Source organism: Hymenobacter sp. BRD128, assembly GCF_013256625.1.
Lineage (GTDB): Bacteria > Bacteroidota > Bacteroidia > Cytophagales > Hymenobacteraceae > Hymenobacter.
Genome location: NZ_CP053908.1, coordinates 2307769 through 2324456 on the forward strand (window position 1 = coordinate 2307769; position 16688 = coordinate 2324456).

The 16688-nt window shown below is 58.0% G+C and carries 16 protein-coding genes, 2 tRNA genes and 1 pseudogene; 5 read left to right on the forward strand and 14 right to left on the reverse strand.

The window, feature by feature from the left end:
• Positions 1–129: 129 nt before the first annotated feature.
• The 5 genes and pseudogenes from GKZ68_RS22675 to GKZ68_RS10220 form a co-directional block, all read right to left on the reverse strand.
• Positions 130–909, reverse strand: coding sequence for a penicillin acylase family protein (locus tag GKZ68_RS22675; RefSeq protein ID WP_367949154.1), 780 nt, complete (start codon positions 907–909; stop codon positions 130–132).
• Positions 897–2339 (reverse strand): penicillin acylase family protein, encoded by a 1443-nt coding sequence (locus tag GKZ68_RS10205; RefSeq protein ID WP_367949155.1) that lies wholly within the window; start codon positions 2337–2339, stop codon positions 897–899. The genes GKZ68_RS22675 and GKZ68_RS10205 overlap by 13 nt, the downstream gene beginning before the upstream one ends.
• 120 nt (positions 2340–2459) lie before the next feature.
• On the reverse strand, positions 2460–3344 hold the full coding sequence (locus GKZ68_RS10210; RefSeq protein WP_173114110.1) for a sugar phosphate isomerase/epimerase: 885 nt from the start codon (positions 3342–3344) through the stop codon (positions 2460–2462).
• A gap of 9 nt (positions 3345–3353) precedes the next feature.
• Positions 3354–5080, reverse strand: a pseudogene (locus tag GKZ68_RS10215) (GMC oxidoreductase).
• Positions 5067–5642, reverse strand: coding sequence for a gluconate 2-dehydrogenase subunit 3 family protein (locus GKZ68_RS10220; RefSeq protein WP_173114113.1), 576 nt, complete (start codon positions 5640–5642; stop codon positions 5067–5069). The pseudogene GKZ68_RS10215 and the gene GKZ68_RS10220 overlap by 14 nt, the downstream one beginning before the upstream one ends.
• Positions 5643–6078: 436 nt before the next feature.
• On the opposite strand from GKZ68_RS10220, the gene GKZ68_RS10225 reads away from it, so the two are divergent.
• Positions 6079–6531, forward strand: a complete 453-nt coding sequence (locus GKZ68_RS10225; protein ID WP_173118349.1) for a nucleoside deaminase — start codon at positions 6079–6081, stop codon at positions 6529–6531.
• Positions 6532–6537: 6 nt separating this feature from the next.
• Here GKZ68_RS10225 and GKZ68_RS10230 read toward each other — a convergent pair whose 3' ends face one another.
• The 5 genes from GKZ68_RS10230 to GKZ68_RS10250 all read right to left on the reverse strand — a co-directional run bounded on the left by GKZ68_RS10230 (position 6538) and on the right by GKZ68_RS10250 (position 9989).
• Positions 6538–6915 (reverse strand): RidA family protein, encoded by a 378-nt coding sequence (locus GKZ68_RS10230; protein WP_173114116.1) that lies wholly within the window; start codon positions 6913–6915, stop codon positions 6538–6540.
• A gap of 46 nt (positions 6916–6961) precedes the next feature.
• Positions 6962–7498: a GNAT family N-acetyltransferase gene (locus GKZ68_RS10235; protein ID WP_173114119.1), complete on the reverse strand. Its 537-nt coding sequence runs from the start codon at positions 7496–7498 to the stop codon at positions 6962–6964.
• A 110-nt stretch (positions 7499–7608) separates the two neighbouring features.
• Positions 7609–9630, reverse strand: a complete 2022-nt coding sequence (gene gyrB, locus GKZ68_RS10240) for a DNA topoisomerase (ATP-hydrolyzing) subunit B (RefSeq protein WP_173114122.1) — start codon at positions 9628–9630, stop codon at positions 7609–7611.
• A 192-nt stretch (positions 9631–9822) separates the two neighbouring features.
• A tRNA-Arg gene (locus GKZ68_RS10245) sits at positions 9823–9896 on the reverse strand.
• A 19-nt stretch (positions 9897–9915) separates the two neighbouring features.
• Positions 9916–9989: transfer RNA gene (locus GKZ68_RS10250), tRNA-Pro, on the reverse strand.
• A 418-nt stretch (positions 9990–10407) separates the two neighbouring features.
• Between GKZ68_RS10250 and GKZ68_RS10255 the strand changes: the two genes are divergently transcribed.
• A complete protein-coding gene (locus GKZ68_RS10255) occupies positions 10408–10737 on the forward strand; it encodes a hypothetical protein (protein ID WP_173114125.1) in 330 nt (109 codons plus the stop codon).
• Between the two features lie 325 nt (positions 10738–11062).
• On the opposite strand, the gene GKZ68_RS10260 is transcribed toward GKZ68_RS10255, so the two are convergent.
• Together GKZ68_RS10260 and GKZ68_RS10265 are read right to left on the reverse strand one after the other, a co-directional pair.
• A complete protein-coding gene (locus GKZ68_RS10260; protein ID WP_173114128.1) occupies positions 11063–12322 on the reverse strand; it encodes a phage integrase SAM-like domain-containing protein in 1260 nt (419 codons plus the stop codon).
• A 494-nt stretch (positions 12323–12816) separates the two neighbouring features.
• Positions 12817–13281, reverse strand: coding sequence for a hypothetical protein (locus GKZ68_RS10265; protein ID WP_173114131.1), 465 nt, complete (start codon positions 13279–13281; stop codon positions 12817–12819).
• A gap of 108 nt (positions 13282–13389) precedes the next feature.
• Between GKZ68_RS10265 and GKZ68_RS10270 the strand changes: the two genes are divergently transcribed.
• Entirely contained in the window at positions 13390–13953 is a 564-nt protein-coding gene (locus GKZ68_RS10270; RefSeq protein WP_173114134.1) for a DUF2939 domain-containing protein, read from the forward strand.
• Positions 13954–14176: 223 nt separating this feature from the next.
• Here GKZ68_RS10270 and GKZ68_RS10275 read toward each other — a convergent pair whose 3' ends face one another.
• Positions 14177–14476 (reverse strand): helix-turn-helix domain-containing protein, encoded by a 300-nt coding sequence (locus GKZ68_RS10275; protein WP_173114137.1) that lies wholly within the window; start codon positions 14474–14476, stop codon positions 14177–14179.
• Between the two features lie 147 nt (positions 14477–14623).
• Positions 14624–15571 (reverse strand): helix-turn-helix domain-containing protein, encoded by a 948-nt coding sequence (locus GKZ68_RS10280; RefSeq protein WP_173114140.1) that lies wholly within the window; start codon positions 15569–15571, stop codon positions 14624–14626.
• 332 nt (positions 15572–15903) lie between these two features.
• Between GKZ68_RS10280 and GKZ68_RS10285 the strand changes: the two genes are divergently transcribed.
• Positions 15904–16248 carry a hypothetical protein gene (locus GKZ68_RS10285; RefSeq protein ID WP_173114143.1) on the forward strand — a complete coding sequence of 115 codons (345 nt, stop codon included), beginning with the start codon at positions 15904–15906 and terminating at the stop codon, positions 16246–16248.
• A gap of 102 nt (positions 16249–16350) precedes the next feature.
• Entirely contained in the window at positions 16351–16647 is a 297-nt protein-coding gene (locus tag GKZ68_RS10290) for a hypothetical protein (protein WP_173114146.1), read from the forward strand.
• Positions 16648–16688 lie beyond the last annotated feature (41 nt).

Here is a 16688-nt window from a genome sequence, read left to right on the forward strand (position 1 = left end):
TTACCTAGCTGTCCTGCTTATCTGGCGTCCCGAATGAAGCATTCTATCACCGCTGAATGACTTGTTCTTCCCTGATAAGATGCTTCGCAAACTCAGCATGACAGACGTTTTTTGGCTCTGCCACCCCTCCTACTCGCCCGGGTGGTAGCTTTTCTCCACGTGCTGCTGCACATCTTCGGGGTAAAACCACACGTCTTTAAACCGGCCTTCGCAGTAGAGCGGCGCCTGGTCGGTGAAGTGAGGGCTAGCGGGCTGGCTGCTGGCGCCGCCCGTCACCACCGAGCGGGCCACCACGCGGGGCCCAAACTCGACCACCGCCACGAAGCTGTTGCCCACGTAGCCGTAGCGCTTCTTGGTGCCGGGCCAGGTGTGGGCGCCGAAGGCCGCGAGGCTGCCCCAGGCCGACGAGGTGAAGGCCACCGGCCGGCTGTGCTGGGTATCGTCAAAGGTTTCGTTAATCTGGCCGGTTAGGCGCTGGTAACGATTCACCTCGCCCCACGGCACCTGCCAGGAGCCGAAGTCGCGCTTCAGCTCGGCCTGGGTTTCGGCCAGGGCGGTCAGCTTTTCTTCGGGTGAGGTGTGGGCAATGACGAACTGCGTAAAGGGCAAATAGCTCAGGGTTTGGCCGGTGGGCAGCCGGGTGCGAGCCAGCCGCTGCAAGCGCTCGGCCCAGTAGATGGCTAGGGTCTGGGCCGTGGAGGTGGCGCTGTAGTTCAGGTTCCAGCCGCGCAGCACCTCGATGGCCGCCGCCGTGCCCTCGGGTGCCGTGCCGCCGGGCGCATCGATGGTCAGTTGATAATCATTAAACAGCGCAGGCAGCAGCTCCTCGAAGCCCGCTAGGTGCGGGTCATCGGCCGCGACAATAAGGGTATCCAGCGTGAACGCTTTCTTGCGGCTCAGCACCCGCACGGCGTTGATGCCGCGGTAGTTCTCGGCGTCGGGGCCATGTACGGCGGGTAGCTCAGGCGCTCGGGGCTGCTGCCGGGGCCCGCCACGGTGTAGGGCGTCGAGTTGCAGTTCTGGATGAAGCCGCTGGCCGGGTTTTTCACCTGCACCAGCTCTTCCACCTTGTGCAGGCCCTGCCATTCGGTGGCCTTGGTGCTGCCGTCCACGGGCTGGTTCCAGTCGTAGCCGGCGGGGCGGCGGGGCATGAAGTTGCCGTGCCAGTAGGCAATGGTGCCGGTGTTATCGGCAAAAACGGTGTTGTTCGAGGCGTTGCCGTTCAGGCGCATCACCTCCCGGAAACTGGCGTAGTCGTGCGCCTTGGTGCGCAGGTAGCTCTGCTCTAGGGCTTCGAGCGGCGTGTCCATCATTTTCACGGTCACCCACTTATCACCCTGCTGGCCCACCACCGGGCCGTGCGGCGTGCGGTAGGTGGTGAAGGTGCGCCGCAGGCGCTGGCCATCTTTCACGTAGCGCAGGCTCAGCGTATCGGTGGGCAGCGGCAGCTGCTTGCCGTCGTACAGGTACACGTACTTGCCATCCTGGCTGGTCACCGTTTCGAGATACTCATCCATCGAGTCGGCCTGGCTGGAGGTGTGCATCCAGCCACATTTCTCATTAAAGCCTTGGTAGATAAAGAACTGGCCCCACGTCACGGCGCCGTAGGCATTGAGGCCGGCGGCACTGGTCATCTGCACCTCCGAGCGGAAGTAGAACGAGGTGTGGGGGTTGATGAGCAGCAGCGGGTGGCCGCTGGCACTCTTGCTAGCCCCAATAGCGAAGCCGTTGGAGCCCACGGGCTCGTCGTCGGCCCGCAGCGGGTCGGCCTTGGGAAAGGGCGCCTGCCAGGAAGTCTTTTTCGGCTGACTATAAAACGCCTTGAGCCGGTCGAGCGGCACCACGCTCACGTTGCCCCCAATGCTGCCTTCGCTAAAAAGCAGCGGCATCCAGGGCTGAAAGCGGTGCAGCAGCCGGGGCTTCACGGTGGGGTGCGTGGCTAGGTAGTAGTTGGTGCCGTCGGCAAAGGCGTGCAGCAAGTCCTTCATCCAGCGCGGACTGCGCTGGTAGATACCCACGGCCCGCGCCGAATCGAGAAACAGGCGCTGGCGCAAATCTTCGTACAAGGCGGCCTCGCCCTGCACCTCGGCCTGGCGGCCCAGCGCCGTGATGTAATTGTCTTCGACCCGCGCAAAATCGTCTTCGCACTGCGTATAAAGCAGGCCAAATACGGCGTCGGCGTCGGTTTTGCCCGTGATGTGGGGCACGCCCCAGGTATCGCGCACAATGTGCACGCGCTGAGCCTGCCGCTGCCAGCGGGCGGTTTCGGCGGGGGTAAAGGTTTGGGCGCCAGCCTCGCCGGCGGCCAGCAGCACTAGGAGCGGGTAGAGTTTTCGCATCAGCAATCGGGCTATTTCCCTGAGTTTGCGCAAGGGACGCCCTAGCCGCAAGTTAGGTTGCCCACGGCGCCGGCGCCTGGCAGTCGCTACCCATCGGCTACCAGGCGCCCAGCGTTGGCCCTAGCGCAGGGCGGGCAGCAGCGTTTTTTTCAGGTACGCAGCGCTCTGGGCGATGCTCTGGTAAGCATCCATCCCGAAGTTTTCCTGCTCCATAAAAATATGCTGGAGGCCGGCCGTGCTGGCTAGGGCAAAGATTTTGCGGAAGTCAATCGAGCCCGCGCCTACTTCAGTATTCAGCTCGGGCTTGGCCTTGTCCATGTCCTTAACGTGCCACAGCGGAAAGCGCCTGGGGTGCGCCTGCATGAGCTTCACGGGGTCTTGGCCGGCGCGCACCACCCAGTAGAGGTCCAGCTCAAAATCGACCAGCTTGGGGTCGGTTTCCCGCAGCAGCACGTCGAAAAGCGTGGTGCCACTTAGGGGCTTAAACTCGAAGTCGTGGTTGTGGTAGCCTAGCCGCAGGCCCGCCGCCTGGCACAGCTTGCCCGCCTGGTTGAGCCGGGCCGCCAGGGTCTTAAAATCGGCCACCGACGTGCGCAGCTTCTCATCGAGGTGGGGCACAATGAGGTAGCGCTGCCCGCAGCCCCTGGCCGCCTCGATGCAGGGCTGCAGCGACGCGGCCTGGCCGTCGCGCATAAACTCGCCCACCTCGTAGTGCCCGCTGGATGTGCTCAGGCCATGAGCCGCCAGGGCGGCCTTAAACTCGGCCGGCGTGAGGCCCCAAAAGTGCTTCTCCGGGCTGTAGCCGTAGGTTTCGACTTCCTGGTAGCCGGCTTTGGCCACCTTGGCTAGGGTGCCTTTCACGTCGGCGCCGATGGTTTCGCGCAGCGAATACAGCTGGATACCGATTTTTGGCGGGGTCGGGGCCGCCAGCAGCAGGCTGGGCCGGGCGCAGGCCACGGCCGCTAGGGCCCCGGCTTGCTTCAAAAAATTGCGACGGTGGGTCATGGGGTCAGGCTAGGTGGTTTTCAGGTTTTGCTTCTTCTGCTCACGCACCGCGTGGTCTACGGCGCGGGCCGTGAGGGCCATGTAGGTGAGCGAGGGGTTCTGGGTCGAGGTTGAGGTCATGGCCGCGCCGTCAGTCACGTACACGTTGGGGCAGGCGTGCAGCTGGTTCCACTTATTGAGCATCGACGTTTTGGGGTCGGTGCCCATGCGCACACCGCCCATCTCGTGAATGTCGAGGCCGGGCGCCTGGTGCGAGTCGTTGGTTTTGATGTTACTGAAGCCCGCCTGGGTAAACATCTCCGTAAACTGGTCGAAGAAATCCTGCTTCATCTTGGCGTCGTTGTCGTCGTAGGCCACTGAAATCGAGAGCAGCGGCATGCCCCACTCATCCTTGCGGCTAGGGTCGAGGCGCACGTAGTTGGTTTCCTTCGGAATAGTTTCACCCATCATGCCCGCCCCGATGTACCAGGGGCTTAGGGCCGGCTTTTCGAGCTGGTGCTTGAGGTCGGCGCCGAAGCCTTGCTGAGGCTGCACCCGGCCGCGCGAGGCGCCAAAGCTGGTAGCGTAGCCGCGCAAAAAATCGGTTTCCTGCCGAAACACGTTGCGGAAGCGCGGAATGTAGCCGCCGCCCGCCGGGTTGCGCCCGTCGGTGGTAAACTCTTTTAGGCCCTCGTACTCAGCAAAGACCCTGGCGCTGTAGTTGTGAAAGGCCACATACTTGCCCAGCACGCCGCTGTCGTTGCCCAGCCCATTGGGGAAGCGGCTTGAAGTCGAGTTCAGCAGCAGCAAATTGGTATTCAGCGCGCCCGCATTCACAAACAGCACCGGCGCATAGTAGTACTCCGTGGTCGCCTTGGTATGCGCGTCGATGACGCGGATGCCGGTGGCGCGGCCCTGCTGCTCGTCGTACAAAATGCTTTGCACCACCAAATCGGGGCTAGCGTGAGGTGGCCCGACTTCTGGGCCCACGGCAGGGTCGAGGAGTTGCTGCTGAAATAGCCGCCAAACGGGCAGCCGCGCTGGCACAGCGTGCGGTTCTGGCACTGCACCCGCCCCTGCTCGTAGTGAATGGGTTGCGGCTTTGACAAATGCGCGCAGCGCGCACTGATAACGTGGCGGTCGGGATGGCTTTTCTGGAGCTTGACCCGGAAGTAGTCTTCTACCGCGTTGAGCGGGAAGCCGGGCATAAACTCGCCATCGGGCAGGGTGGCTAGCCCATCGCGGTTGCCGCTGATGCCCGCAAACTTCTCCACGTGGCTGTACCACGGCGCCAGGTCGTCGTAGCCAATCGGCCAGGGCACGGCAAAGCCATCGCGGCTAGGCCCCTCAAAATCGTACTTGCTCCAGCGCTGAGTTTGGCGGGCCCACAGCAGCGACTTGCCGCCCACCTGGTAGCCCCGAATCCAGTCAAACGGCTTTTCCTGCACGTAGGGGTGCTCGGCGTCCTTCACGACGAAGTGCATGGCGTCTTCCTTAAATACGTAGCAGCGGCTGGCAATGGGGTTGGCCTGCTGCACGTCGTAGGGCACCTTGCCGCCGTGGGCAAATTCCCAGGGGCTCATGTTGGTAGTCGGGTAGTCCTTGTTGTGCACCACGTTGCGGCCGCGCTCCACCACCAGCGTTTTTAGGCCTTTGTCAGTTAGCTCTTTAGCGGCCCAGCCGCCGCTCATGCCCGAGCCAATGACAATGGCGTCGAACGTGCGGGCCTTGATGCTGTCGATATTAAGATTGGCCATGGTGCGGAACGGCTAAATTGACTTTGCTCACTGGAAAATACCCGTCGTAGCGCCCCGGCACCAGTTCGTACACGACCTGCTTGGTCATGAAATACTTGCTGCCCGTGTAGCCATCTATAGCTAGCTGCCGCGCCGCCCGGTAAAAGGCCCCTAGCGCCTCGCTGAACTGCGCGGGCTGCTGGTCGAGGCGCTGCAGCAGCGCCGTGCGCTGGGCCGCCGTGCTCGCCTCAAACGACTGCCCTAGCTGCCGGGTGGCGGCTGCATCGAGCTGCCCCAGGCCGGCCACGAAGGTTTGCTGGTCCTTGGGTGGGGTGCAGTCATCCAGCATTTTCAGCACGTAGAGGTGCAGGCCCAGGTCTTTGGCGCCCGGCGTAGCAGTGCGCGGAATGAGCGTTTCGCAAACTTCGGCCAGCAGCTTTTCCTGGCGGGCGCTTAGCACCAAGTGCTTTAACGGATACGAAGCGGTTTGCTCATCGTGGCTCTGCGAGAGGCAGCCGGGCAGCAGCGCAGCCGCCCCCGCCACTAGGGTGAGGTGCCGGACCGCTAATCGCCGATTCATCATGCGGGTGGGAAAAGGATGGAGGCCGCAAAATACACCCAATAGTCGCTGCCGCACGCTCCGTTACCCGCTGTCATTAGCCCTCCCCACCTATTTTTTCACTAAAATGCTCCCCCTAAGGCTGGCTTGCGGCCAGCAAAGCCAGCCTTCCGGCTACTCCCGTTGCCCAGGGCTAATTTTGCGGTGGCAGGCCTCGTTGCAGAGGCCGCCTTTGGCAGCAGCACCGGGCTGTAGAGGCATAAAAAAAGCTCAGAGACATTATCCCTGAGCTTTCCAACCAAAACACCTTAAAAAACTATTCTTTCACGTTAGGTACAACAAACAACCCGGCAAAAGATTCCGGCGACGCGCGAATTTTCTTATCCGGTCGGAATAAAAAACTGATTCTCAACACGTGAAAAATATAAATAGCTCCACTTCGGCTCCTAACCCCGCCTTCATGCGCGAAGCCATCCGGCTTTCGCTGGAGAAAATGCAGGCTGGTTTCGGCGGCCCCTTTGGCGCGGTGGTGGTAAAAGACGGCCAGATAATCGCGCGCGGCTTCAACCAGGTCACGACCACCCACGACCCCACCTGCCACGCCGAGGTCGATGCCATTCGCAAGGCTTGCCAGGCGCTGGGCACCTTCCAGCTCGAGGGCTGCGACCTCTACACCTCATGCGAGCCCTGCCCCATGTGCCTGGGCGCCATCTACTGGGCGCGGCCGGCTAGGGTGTTCTACGCCAATACCAAGGCCGATGCGGCCGCTATTGGCTTCGACGACCAGTTTATCTACGATGAAATCGAGAAGCCGCTGGCCGAGCGCCAATTGCCCATGCAGCAGTTTTTGCGCGCCGAAGCGCTGGTGTCGTTTCAGGCCTGGGCCGCTCAGGAAGGCCGCCCCGCTTACTAGGCGCTTCTAGGCAATTATGGCCGTTGCCTCGATTTCTACCAGTAGGCGCGGGTCGATGAGCGCTGCCACCTGAACCATTGTCGTAACGGGACAAATTTCCCCAAATACTTCGCCGTGGGCCCGCCCTACGGCTTCCCACCGAGTAATATCCGTGACGAAAATGCGGGTGCGCACTACGTGCCGCAGGGTAGCGCCGGCCTCCTGGAGGGCGGCCGCTATTTTTTCAAAAATCCGCTTGGCCTGCGTGTATTCATCATGGCCAGTAATGGATGCTCCATCCTGCGCGGTGGTTCCCGCTACCTCCACTACCTGCCCCACGCGCACAGCGCGCGAGTAGCCCACCGTGGCTTCCCAGGGTGCGCCGGATGCAATAAGCTGTCGCATTTAGAAGTTTGTTAAAAGTAAAGCTAGCCAGCGCCAAGCCGGGCTCTTACTCCGATACCGGCAGCTCAAACAGGCTAACGGTGGCGTTGTGATAATGCGCCGGCAGGCCGGCCGTGTCGGTGAGGGTGGCTAGCCCCAGGTACGTGAACCCGCACGCGGTGTAGTGCGCAATGAGGCCGTGGTTTTCCCCCACGGTATCCAGGCGCACAAACTTTTTGTGGTGCTGCCGGGCGTAGTCTCGGGCCCAGGCCACAATAGCCGCGACTAGGCTTTGACCCCGAAAGTCGGGGTTGGTGGCAATGCGGTGGATATACACGGCGGGGTCAGCATTTTTCGCGCCCCAAATCTGCGGGTCGTCAAACGTGATGGCCCACACGCAGGCAATGGCATCGCCCACCAGCAGTTTCCACTGGCGGCCTTCGGCTAGCTCCTGCGCCACCATCTCGCGGTCAAAATCAGGCCACACCACGGTGCCCTTCACGGCAACCTGGTAAGCAGTGGCTAGCCGGTAGAGCCGGAAAATCTCGTCGATATCAGCCGGCGTGCTGGGTAGTAGTTGCGTGCTGGAAGTAGAATCAGCCATGTGCGTAACGGCAAAAAATCGGACTAAAAGATGGGTAAAAACAAAGCACCCGCTACCCCTGGCGGGATAACGGGTGCAAGCTACTCTACTACTCGCCGGCCGGGCGCTGGCTACACATCCAGCTTGGCGTATTTGGCATTCTGCTCGATAAAGTCGCGGCGCGGGGCTACTTCGTCGCCCATCAGCATCGAGAAGAGGTGGTCCGACTCGGCGGCCGACTCGACCGTTACCTGCTTCAGGGTGCGGGTTTCGGGCTGCATGGTGGTGGTCCAGAGCTGCTCGGCGTTCATTTCACCAAGGCCTTTGTAGCGCTGCACGTTCACGGTTTCGGGGCGGCCACGGCCTAGCTCCTCGGTGGCAGCGGCGCGGTCGTCTTCGGTCCAGCAGTAGCGCTCTTCCTTGCCGCGCTTCACGAGGTAGAGCGGCGGCAGGGCGATGTAAATGTGCCCCTGGTCCACCAGCTGGCGCATGTAGCGGAAGAAGAACGTGAGAATGAGCGTGCGAATGTGCGAGCCGTCAATATCCGCATCGGTCATGATGATGATTTTGTGGTAGCGCAGCTTGTCGAAGTTCAGCGGGCCGGTTTCGTTGCCCTCGTCGTCGGTGCCGAAAGCCAGCGACTTGCGCTCGTTGAACGTGACGCCGAGCGCGGTAATCATGTTCTTGATTTCCTCGTTTTCCAGAATCTTGTGCTCCTGGGCTTTCTCCACGTTCAGAATCTTGCCGCGCAGGGGCAAAATAGCCTGAAACGCCCGGTTGCGGCCCTGCTTGGCGGTGCCGCCGGCCGAGTCACCTTCCACTAGGTACAGCTCGCACACCTCGGGGTCCGAGTCGGAGCAGTCGGCGAGCTTGCCGGGCAAGGAGTTGGAGCCCAGCACGTTCTTGCGCTGCACCATGTCCTTGGCCTTGCGGGCGGCGATGCGGGCCTTGGCGGCCAGTATCACCTTGTCCATGATGCGGTTGGCCTGGCTAGGGTTTTCTTCCAGGTACTGCGTCAGAATTTCGCCCACCACGGTGTTCACCGCGCCGCTCACCTCCGAGTTGCCGAGCTTAGTCTTGGTCTGGCCCTCAAACTGCGGCTCCTGCACCTTCACCGAAATAACGGCGGTGAGGCCCTCGCGGAAGTCATCACCGGTAATTTCCACCTTGGCCTTCTCGAACAGCTGCTTCTTGTCGCCATACGCTTTCAGCACCCGCGTAACGGCCGAGCGGAAGCCGCCCACGTGGGTGCCTCCCTCAATGGTGTTGATGTTATTGACGTAGGAATAGACGTTTTCCTGGTACGAGGTATTGTACTGCAAGGCCACCTCGACCGGCGTGCCGCCCTTCTCGCTCTCCACGTAAATGGGCTCGGCCAGCAGCGAAGGCCGCTCGGTGCCATCAAGGTACTGCACGAAGTCGCGCAGGCCGCCCTGCGAGTAAAATTCCTCGTAGCGGAAGCCCTCGGCATCGACGTGCCCCACGGCCGCATCGCCCACGGGCTTCTCGCGGCGGTCGGTGAGGGTAATGCGGATGCCCTTGTTTAGAAACGACAAGTCGCGCAGGCGGCTGGCGATAGTGGCGTAGCGGTACTCCGTTTCCGAGAAGATGCTCGGGTCGGGCAAGAACTGCACTTCCGTGCCGTGCTCGTCGGTATCGCCGATTTCCTTCACCGGGTACAGCGGGTGCCCGATGGTGTATTCCTGCTTATACACGTGGCCCTTGCGGCGCACGGTCACTTTAAGCTCGGTGCTGAGCGCGTTTACGCAGCTCACGCCCACGCCGTGCAAGCCGCCCGATACTTTGTACGAGTCTTTGTCAAACTTGCCGCCGGCGTGCAGCACGGTCAGCACTACTTCGAGGGCCGAGCGGCCTTCCTTGGCGTGCCAATCTACGGGAATACCCCGGCCGTTATCGCGGACGGTAACTGAGTTATTTTCGTTAATCGTGACCTGAATCAGGTCGCAGTGCCCGGCTAGGGCCTCATCAATGGAGTTATCGACTACTTCCCACACCAAGTGGTGCAGGCCCTTGATACCCGTGTCGCCGATGTACATGCTGGGGCGCTTGCGCACCGCCTCCAGCCCTTCCAGCACCTGAATGCTATCGGCCGAGTAGTCGGCGGGGGCTTTCTTTTCTACTACTTCACTCATGCGAGAGAGGGGGTTAAACCGACCGGAAATACGGTCAGGAAGAGAACATCCAAAGGTACTCTTTTAGCTCCATTCAGCCTAGCTTTCGCCCACCTTTTTCAGGGTATTTTCACCCCTAAAAAAAGCCCCTGCCGAGGTCGGCAGAGGCCTTTTTTATGACTTCACAAGTCCATTGGGCAAGCTAAAAAAGCGTGGCCCCAATTGGATTCGAACCAATGACCGGCTACTTAGAAGGTAGCTGCTCTATCCAGCTGAGCTATGGGGTCAAATCCAGTGCAAAAAGTGTCGGGGTGGCAGGATTCGAACCTACGACCTCCTGCTCCCAAAGCAGGCGCGATACCGGGCTACGCTACACCCCGAAAAACTGAATCAAAAACTAAGTATTTCAACCCAATTTCTGGTTCCAAACTCCCCCTTTAAAGAAACATGCGCAGAAAAAGGCAATGCCTTTCCTTGGCTGAATACTCCGCTTGAGTGGGGCAAAGGTACGCCACGGCTGCTAAGCGGGCAAGCTACCGGCATGACCTACCCCCGCGAGTACTGCCTACTCTTGCCTGCAACAACTAGTAATCAGCGGGCCCAGCTCGCTCGGAAGCCTTGCCACTTATCCGTCTAAGGCGATAACTAAGAGCCAAATTATCATGGCACAAATCGCCAGCATCCTTTCCGAAGTTATAGTAGCTACAAAAATTTTTCATTGTGCCCTAACTGGCAGCGGTGAAGACAGTGTTTTATGTATTTCTACTGTAAAATGCTTCTAATCAACTACTTTATACCATGCTTAGCAAACAGAAATTTTCCACTCAAACGGGCAATTGCAACATCAATCGTCATCCTGTGTTCATAAGTGAGTACTTACTCACAAAATATATTACATTGCATAAAAAAAGAAGCATCATGGAAACCATCATCAAATATCTCGCCCATCACTGGCATCTGAGCGCCGCTCAGTATTGGCAATTGCGGCTGCTGGTTGCCATTTCCTTGGTACCGTTTCTGGCCTTTGTTTATATCATGCTCATTGATAAAAGAACTCGTTTTTTTGAGAGCCTACGCCGCGCAGGGAGAAGTAATCCGCGTCCGACGAGACTTTTCACCAGTAGCTAAGCTAGCCGGCAGGCACTAATTCTCACGGTTATTGTGAGCGAAATACGGGCTAGGCAGCACTCTATGGCTGGCTATACCTGGTCTGGCCTTCCAGTGCGGGGGCGTATCCCTATTCCCGGCAAGCAACGTTGCTTATACCGCCACCGGCGTGGGTGGCATCGCACATTTGCCAAACGAAAAAGCCTCAAACACGGTGCTTATGCACTGTATTTGAGGCTTTTCGCGGAGAAGGGGGGTCTCGCGTTTCTACACACTTACCAGCAGTTACCACTAGCAAACAAGCACTTAGCAGCATCTTTTACCTACCTGCTACTTGTCCTTGTCGCTAGTTGTCGTCCTTTTCTGGGTGCAAAAAGTCGAGTGCACCCACTTGCCCCCAGGCATTGAGGAAAAGCGGCCCGTAGCGTTCGAGCGTATCGTAGCCGTAGACGCTGGCTCCGCCCAAATGACCCAGGGCTGCCTCCTTCAGGTTGTGGTCGCCGCCGCTGCCCCAGAGCACCATATCGGCGCCGACGTGGCGCGGGGTGTGGGTCGAGACGACCTGGTGCAAGGGCAGCGGCTCCTCAACGGGCTTGCCGGCCCGGAAGCGCACCCGCACGAAAGTCCGGCTCAGGCCGGCCGCCTCGGCCAGCTCCTTGATGTGCTCGTTGCGCTTCTGCAGGCTGATGACCGGCACGCGGCCCTGCCACTGCCGCCAGATGGCGGCGGCCAGCGGCGGCAAGGGCAGGCGCACCTCGTCACCCGTTTTCTTCTGGTGAAACTCCAGCACCAGCACCCGGCCCACGCCGGCCAGGTCCTGCTCGCTGACATGGTGAGGCTGGAGCCGGCGCAGGTCGGAGTCGCGCAGCAGCAGCTGGGCCTGGAAGAGCACGCGCTGCTGCTCCTGCACGAGCGAAGGCAAGGTGGGACGGTAGCTGGCCAGCTGTTGCAATTCTTCCCGGCGCAGCGACACCGGCCGGCCCTGGCGCACCTTGACCGTGAGCCAGGTCGGGATGTGCTTTTCCGCCAGGCGCAGGCAAGCCCTGAGAAAGCTGATGTTCTTACCGATGGTCGAGTCGGACAATTCCAGCGCATGCAGGTAGGCCAGGTAGCCCACATAAAACGGCTTGGTGAGCTGCGAGACGCGCAGACCTTGGTGGTAGGCCTCGAGGTGGCCGGCCACCTGGCGCCAGCGGCGCTTGGCGTCGGGGCTACTCTGCGGGTGCTCGTGCTCCCACTGCTGAAGCAAGTCGGTGAGCAAGGGGTCGGGCGGGGCGACGGGCCCGTTGCCAGCCTCGGGCGCGGCCGGGCGCACCAACGCCAGCACCTGCTCGCGGCGAACGGGCTGGCGATGCGCCTCGGCCTTATTGAACAGGTCGGAGAGGTCGGCCACGAGCCCGGCCAGCTTGGTGTTCAGCCCCGAGCTACCGGGCTCGGCCTTGGCGATGAGCCGGCCGGGTTTGGCGTCGGCGTCGAAGTGGGCGGGCTGGCAGCGCACGCCGGTGGCTAGCTTCTCGCGGTAGCCCTCCCAGGTCACGTCGAGCAGCACCCGGCAGCGGCCCTGGCTGTCGGGGCGGGAAGTGAGCTGGCGAAACGTGTACTGCATAGGGCCGGCAAGGTAGCACCGGCTGCTAGTAGTGTTAGTACAAAAAGGCTCCGTGTTGAGCGGAGCTGCTCTCCTACTCGCGGGGCTTGCGGGTGGTGGGTTTGCGTGGGGGCTCAGGGGTAGGTGGCTCATCAACCTGTGCTAGTACCGTAACCTTGGGAGGAGTGCTAAACGTCGGGACTGTAGAATTCGGTGGAGGTACTGCCCCAATAGTCGTTGGCCTAATCATGGCCACAATTTCGTTATAACAATTATCGCGGTACTGCTTACTGACGAAAGATATTTCCGTTGATGAGCTTCCCGCTAAGCTATAACTGATATAGTAAACAATTTGCCCTTCTTTGGGCCATCCATCTTGCTTCCCTCTTTCCGCATCATATGCTGTAGCAACTCGCTCACCTTGTAGCAGCCCTGTCAAGTACTTTATATTGATGATAGCGCCAAATAGGCTGCCGAATTGAATGAAGGTAGGCATGGGGCGAAGCTACAAGATTTTACTCGACCGGTGTCGCCCCGGAAATACTCATTGCTACGCTCGCCACCTCGCCCGGCGCGTCGGTTTTGAGCTTGAAGTGAGCCGCACCCTGTGGCCGCAGCAACTCATACACCGGGTACTGCTGGGTGCCGATTTCGGTCTGGGTCTTGGAATACCACGTCACCGTCAGTACGGGGTCTTTGTAGGTCGCTAGCGTAGCCTTGCTGGCAATGTCGCCCTCTAGCACAAGCTGGCTGATGAAGTTGCGGTGGTAGGTACCGGCCACGCCCAAGTAATCGGCCGGGGCGGCCTGCTCGGCAGTCAGCAGTTCGGCGCGTAGCTCTTCGGGGGTTTTAGGACGCTCGACGGAGGCGGTGTAGGTGCCGGCGCCGGAAGTGTCGCCGCTGTAGGTAGAGCCGTGTGAGCAGGCTTGCAGCAGCGCCGGCAGCAACAGGAAAGACAGGTAGCGTAGGGGTTTGGTCATATTGGTGTAAGTAGGGATTATGGAACTGCGAAGCTAGAAGAAAAATAGCAATGATTTACAGTTTTCTGCCTATGTTTATCGACCCAATTATTTCTCCATCACACCCCTATGAAAAAATTGTACATTGCATTGTTTACTGTCGCTTTGCTAGCCTCCGGCTTCTGGCTCTACACTGGTCCGCAACGGGCGCTGCGCGACATTAAAGTAGCTGCCGACGCGGGTGATGTGGAAGGTATCCGCGAGCGCGTAGACGTGCCGGCCGTGAAGGAGAGCCTGAAAGAGCAATTGTCGGCCGTGATGATGAAAAAGCTGGAGAACGATAAAGATTTGCAGAATAATCCCTTCGGCAAGCTGGGCATGCTCTTCGCCGGCAAAATGGTGGATGGCATGGTGGATGCCGCTGTTACACCCACCCACTTGGCTGCGCTGATTAAAGGCAACAAGTCAGCGGCTTTTACGAAGGACCAGGAGCCGGCGAAAGAGGAGGCTAGCCAGCCGCTGGATAATAAGGCCGACCTGGAAGGGTCGTACAACTCGACTGACCGCTACACGCTGAAAGTGCTCGACAAGCAGACCCACAAGCAAACTGTGGCCCTGACGATGCACCGAGATGGCTTATCGTGGCGGCTTACCTCGGTGCAGCTGCCGATGGATGAAGCCATGAAAGATTAATAAAAAAGCCCCGTTGATACGGGGCTTTTTTGTGGGCTACTCTGCTTCAGGCTCCTCCCCTTCCGTAGGGAAATCCCAGGCCTTGCGGCCGGTGGCGATGAGCTTGCTCTCGGATGAGATGGTGACGCTACCTTGCTCGGTATGGTAAGCTGCTTGCCCTAGTGCGTGCAGTTGCTTCACATTATATCAGTCTCAGAATTCGCGCAGGTGCTGGGCTGGTGGGTTAACTATTCAAATTAAGCCGCCGGCTCTTCTGCAAAGCCTCCAAATCACCAAGTCGGTAGTAATTGGGACGGCCCTTTTCATAGGGTAGACCCTGCTTGTGCAGGCCTTGCAGGTGGTAAGTGGAGCAGCCGAGGAATTTGGCGGCATCTGCCGTGTTAAGGCGTTTTTGAGTCCGTTCGTGCTCTTTTTGTGCTGCTAATGCAAGAGCGGCTCCTCTTTGAGCATTATCCTCTAACTGGGCTTTTGTGACTACGTATAAAACGAGTGGTTGTTGGTCCTCAAAATCAATTTTAGGCATTTGTAATAGAATTAGATTTACAGCTGCGAATCTACAGCTACTTCAGCCTAATATCCTAAGCTAATTTACTGACTATTATATTCTTAAAACTTGTGAGCAGTTTGTTTACAAGAAGTTGCTTTATCATTGGCCTAGTACTGGGCGACGCTAATTCTGGACTATTGAGCTCAATATAACTATTCTTACTTCTAATATCTCGCTCCCCATAATACGTTTAGGTGGATTGCCAGGATTATAGGTATAGGCCATGATGTATCCAGCATCTTCATCCACACTCAGATACCTGGTAAAGATACCTGTGTGTGTTACCACTGTGTAGAGCTTGTCTTGCTCGTACTCTGCTCTTTTAGTCAGTAATCTACTAATTACCCAGTGTTCTTCTGGCAGGGCAGAAGTCACTTGGCTATCGGCAACCTCAAAATAGATATACTCGCTAGGCTGCTTTTCTAAGTCACTGGGCTTTAGCTGCTGCTTTTCTGTGTCACTCAGCTCTTTTTGTGCCTGTAGCTTAACCGCACGTTTAATATAATCAGCCTGTTGTTCGCGAGAGACGGTAGATACACCCAATGTACCTAGCCAGGAAAGAAAGGCGTCCCACTCATCGCCTACATAAGCTACCTGTTTGCTTGGTAACACGCTGACTGCTGGCTTAGCATAGCTTGTATCACCTTGAATTACGCGGGGTACTGCTTCCTCTGTTTTGACAAGCCGATACTGCGCAGTCAGCAGCTCCATTGCCCGAATAGCCGCTTTGCGACTACAATAAGCACCGGGTGTCCTCCCAAACTCTTCCTCTGCCTGGCTCAAGAGGGCTTGATAATCCACCGCCATTGGGATAAGAGCGGGAGAAGCAGCTGGTAGAGCAAGATGTGATGTGTGATTTTCTTTCTCTCCAGTTAGCAGATAGTGCACTGAAACGCCGAAGACTTGTGCAAATGCACGTAATGTAATCTCGCGTGTCCCATTCTTGCCACTCTCTATAAGGGAAATGGCCGAACGTGTCATACCCAGCTTTTCAGCAAGTGCATCTTGGCTTAAACCAGCACTTTGACGAAGCTCTTTAATAATTTCAGGAGTATTTTTTTTCTTGTTCATTGACAATACTTTACAAAAACTACAGATAGATTGTTGATTTTATCACAATCAAGGTTGCCTAATAGTGATTTTCTTTCGTAAGTTTGTAACACACGAACAAACATAAGCGAAAGCAAGCAGATGAAGCGTACTAAAACACTTACAAGTCTCCTCGCTCCTGGTGACATAGAAGAGATTGCTACCAAACTAGGGCTTTCTCATAGTGCAGCTGCTGCTGCTATCCGCCGAGCTAATCCTGGTCATCCTGCTGTACGTGAAGCCTTGCATATGGCACAAGAGAGTGGCGCACTGAATGCCGCGAAGATATTGGCGACTCTTAATGCTTCTTAGCCATGCATGTCGAATTCACAAACGGCGTGGCCCAGCTAAAGCTGACGGAACCCCGCGAGATGGAAGTAATTCGCTTAGCCGCAGAAGTGTATGCCAATAGGTTGGCTGAGGCTGAATTACAAAGCCGGGTCTATCATCTTGGAAAAGAACCAACTCCAGGAAAGTCCTTTGACGACAGGCTTACGGTACGCTTGTCCTTGAGTCGCAGCACCATTATGGGCCAGCTTGACCTCTATCGCACAAGCGGTGGAAAACTTGGCGGCCTCCGCTACACCTGGGTGGGCCGGTACCTGGTTTCAGAAGCTGCTTGTCTTGAATTTCTAGGAGATAAAAATGCGAGCCATTAAGCCCTCGTCTGGCACTTTGCGTCGCATGTCTTGCGGCTGCTACCAGCGTGTGCCTCGCCTCATTGACCAACTGGATCAGCACGATGCCAACCTGCTTTCACAATGGAACCGTCACACATTACCCTTCATCCCAACCAATTCAGCAAAATGATAGCTATAACAATCGAGGCCAACGGCAAACAAACTGAGTTCGATGGTACGCACTCAGAAATTGAGGTGAGAAAAACTCACCCTGATTATATCGACCTCTTTTTCACGGCACCGAAAGGAGAGAAAGTGCTGATTTCGTTTGCGCGAGTGCTTTTAATCGACCCCGAGGTACGCGACGAACTGCGAGTGGCAGCACAACACACCGGCCTATTCAATGCCAACAGAATAGGTGGGGAGGTGCGCGATTAAAACAAAGGCCGGCCTGCGTCAACAGGTCGGCCTTCAATCTT

Excerpts from the sequence above, each read along its gene's own strand:
- GKZ68_RS10205 (WP_367949155.1), bottom strand. The coding sequence starts at position 2,339 with ATGCGAAAACTCTACCCGCTCCTAGTGCTGCTGGCCGCCGGCGAGGCT.
- GKZ68_RS10210 (WP_173114110.1), bottom strand. The coding sequence starts at position 3,344 with ATGACCCACCGTCGCAATTTTTTGAAGCAAGCCGGGGCCCTAGCGGCC.
- GKZ68_RS10220 (WP_173114113.1), bottom strand. The coding sequence starts at position 5,642 with ATGATGAATCGGCGATTAGCGGTCCGGCACCTCACCCTAGTGGCGGGG.
- GKZ68_RS10225 (WP_173118349.1), top strand. The coding sequence starts at position 6,079 with ATGCGCGAAGCCATCCGGCTTTCGCTGGAGAAAATGCAGGCTGGTTTC.
- GKZ68_RS10230 (WP_173114116.1), bottom strand. The coding sequence starts at position 6,915 with ATGCGACAGCTTATTGCATCCGGCGCACCCTGGGAAGCCACGGTGGGC.
- GKZ68_RS10235 (WP_173114119.1), bottom strand. The coding sequence starts at position 7,498 with ATGGCTGATTCTACTTCCAGCACGCAACTACTACCCAGCACGCCGGCT.
- gyrB (WP_173114122.1), bottom strand. The coding sequence starts at position 9,630 with ATGAGTGAAGTAGTAGAAAAGAAAGCCCCCGCCGACTACTCGGCCGAT.
- GKZ68_RS10255 (WP_173114125.1), top strand. The coding sequence starts at position 10,408 with ATGCTTAGCAAACAGAAATTTTCCACTCAAACGGGCAATTGCAACATC.
- GKZ68_RS10260 (WP_173114128.1), bottom strand. The coding sequence starts at position 12,322 with ATGCAGTACACGTTTCGCCAGCTCACTTCCCGCCCCGACAGCCAGGGC.
- GKZ68_RS10265 (WP_173114131.1), bottom strand. The coding sequence starts at position 13,281 with ATGACCAAACCCCTACGCTACCTGTCTTTCCTGTTGCTGCCGGCGCTG.
- GKZ68_RS10270 (WP_173114134.1), top strand. The coding sequence starts at position 13,390 with ATGAAAAAATTGTACATTGCATTGTTTACTGTCGCTTTGCTAGCCTCC.
- GKZ68_RS10275 (WP_173114137.1), bottom strand. The coding sequence starts at position 14,476 with ATGCCTAAAATTGATTTTGAGGACCAACAACCACTCGTTTTATACGTA.
- GKZ68_RS10280 (WP_173114140.1), bottom strand. The coding sequence starts at position 15,571 with ATGAACAAGAAAAAAAATACTCCTGAAATTATTAAAGAGCTTCGTCAA.
- GKZ68_RS10285 (WP_173114143.1), top strand. The coding sequence starts at position 15,904 with ATGCATGTCGAATTCACAAACGGCGTGGCCCAGCTAAAGCTGACGGAA.
- GKZ68_RS10290 (WP_173114146.1), top strand. The coding sequence starts at position 16,351 with ATGGAACCGTCACACATTACCCTTCATCCCAACCAATTCAGCAAAATG.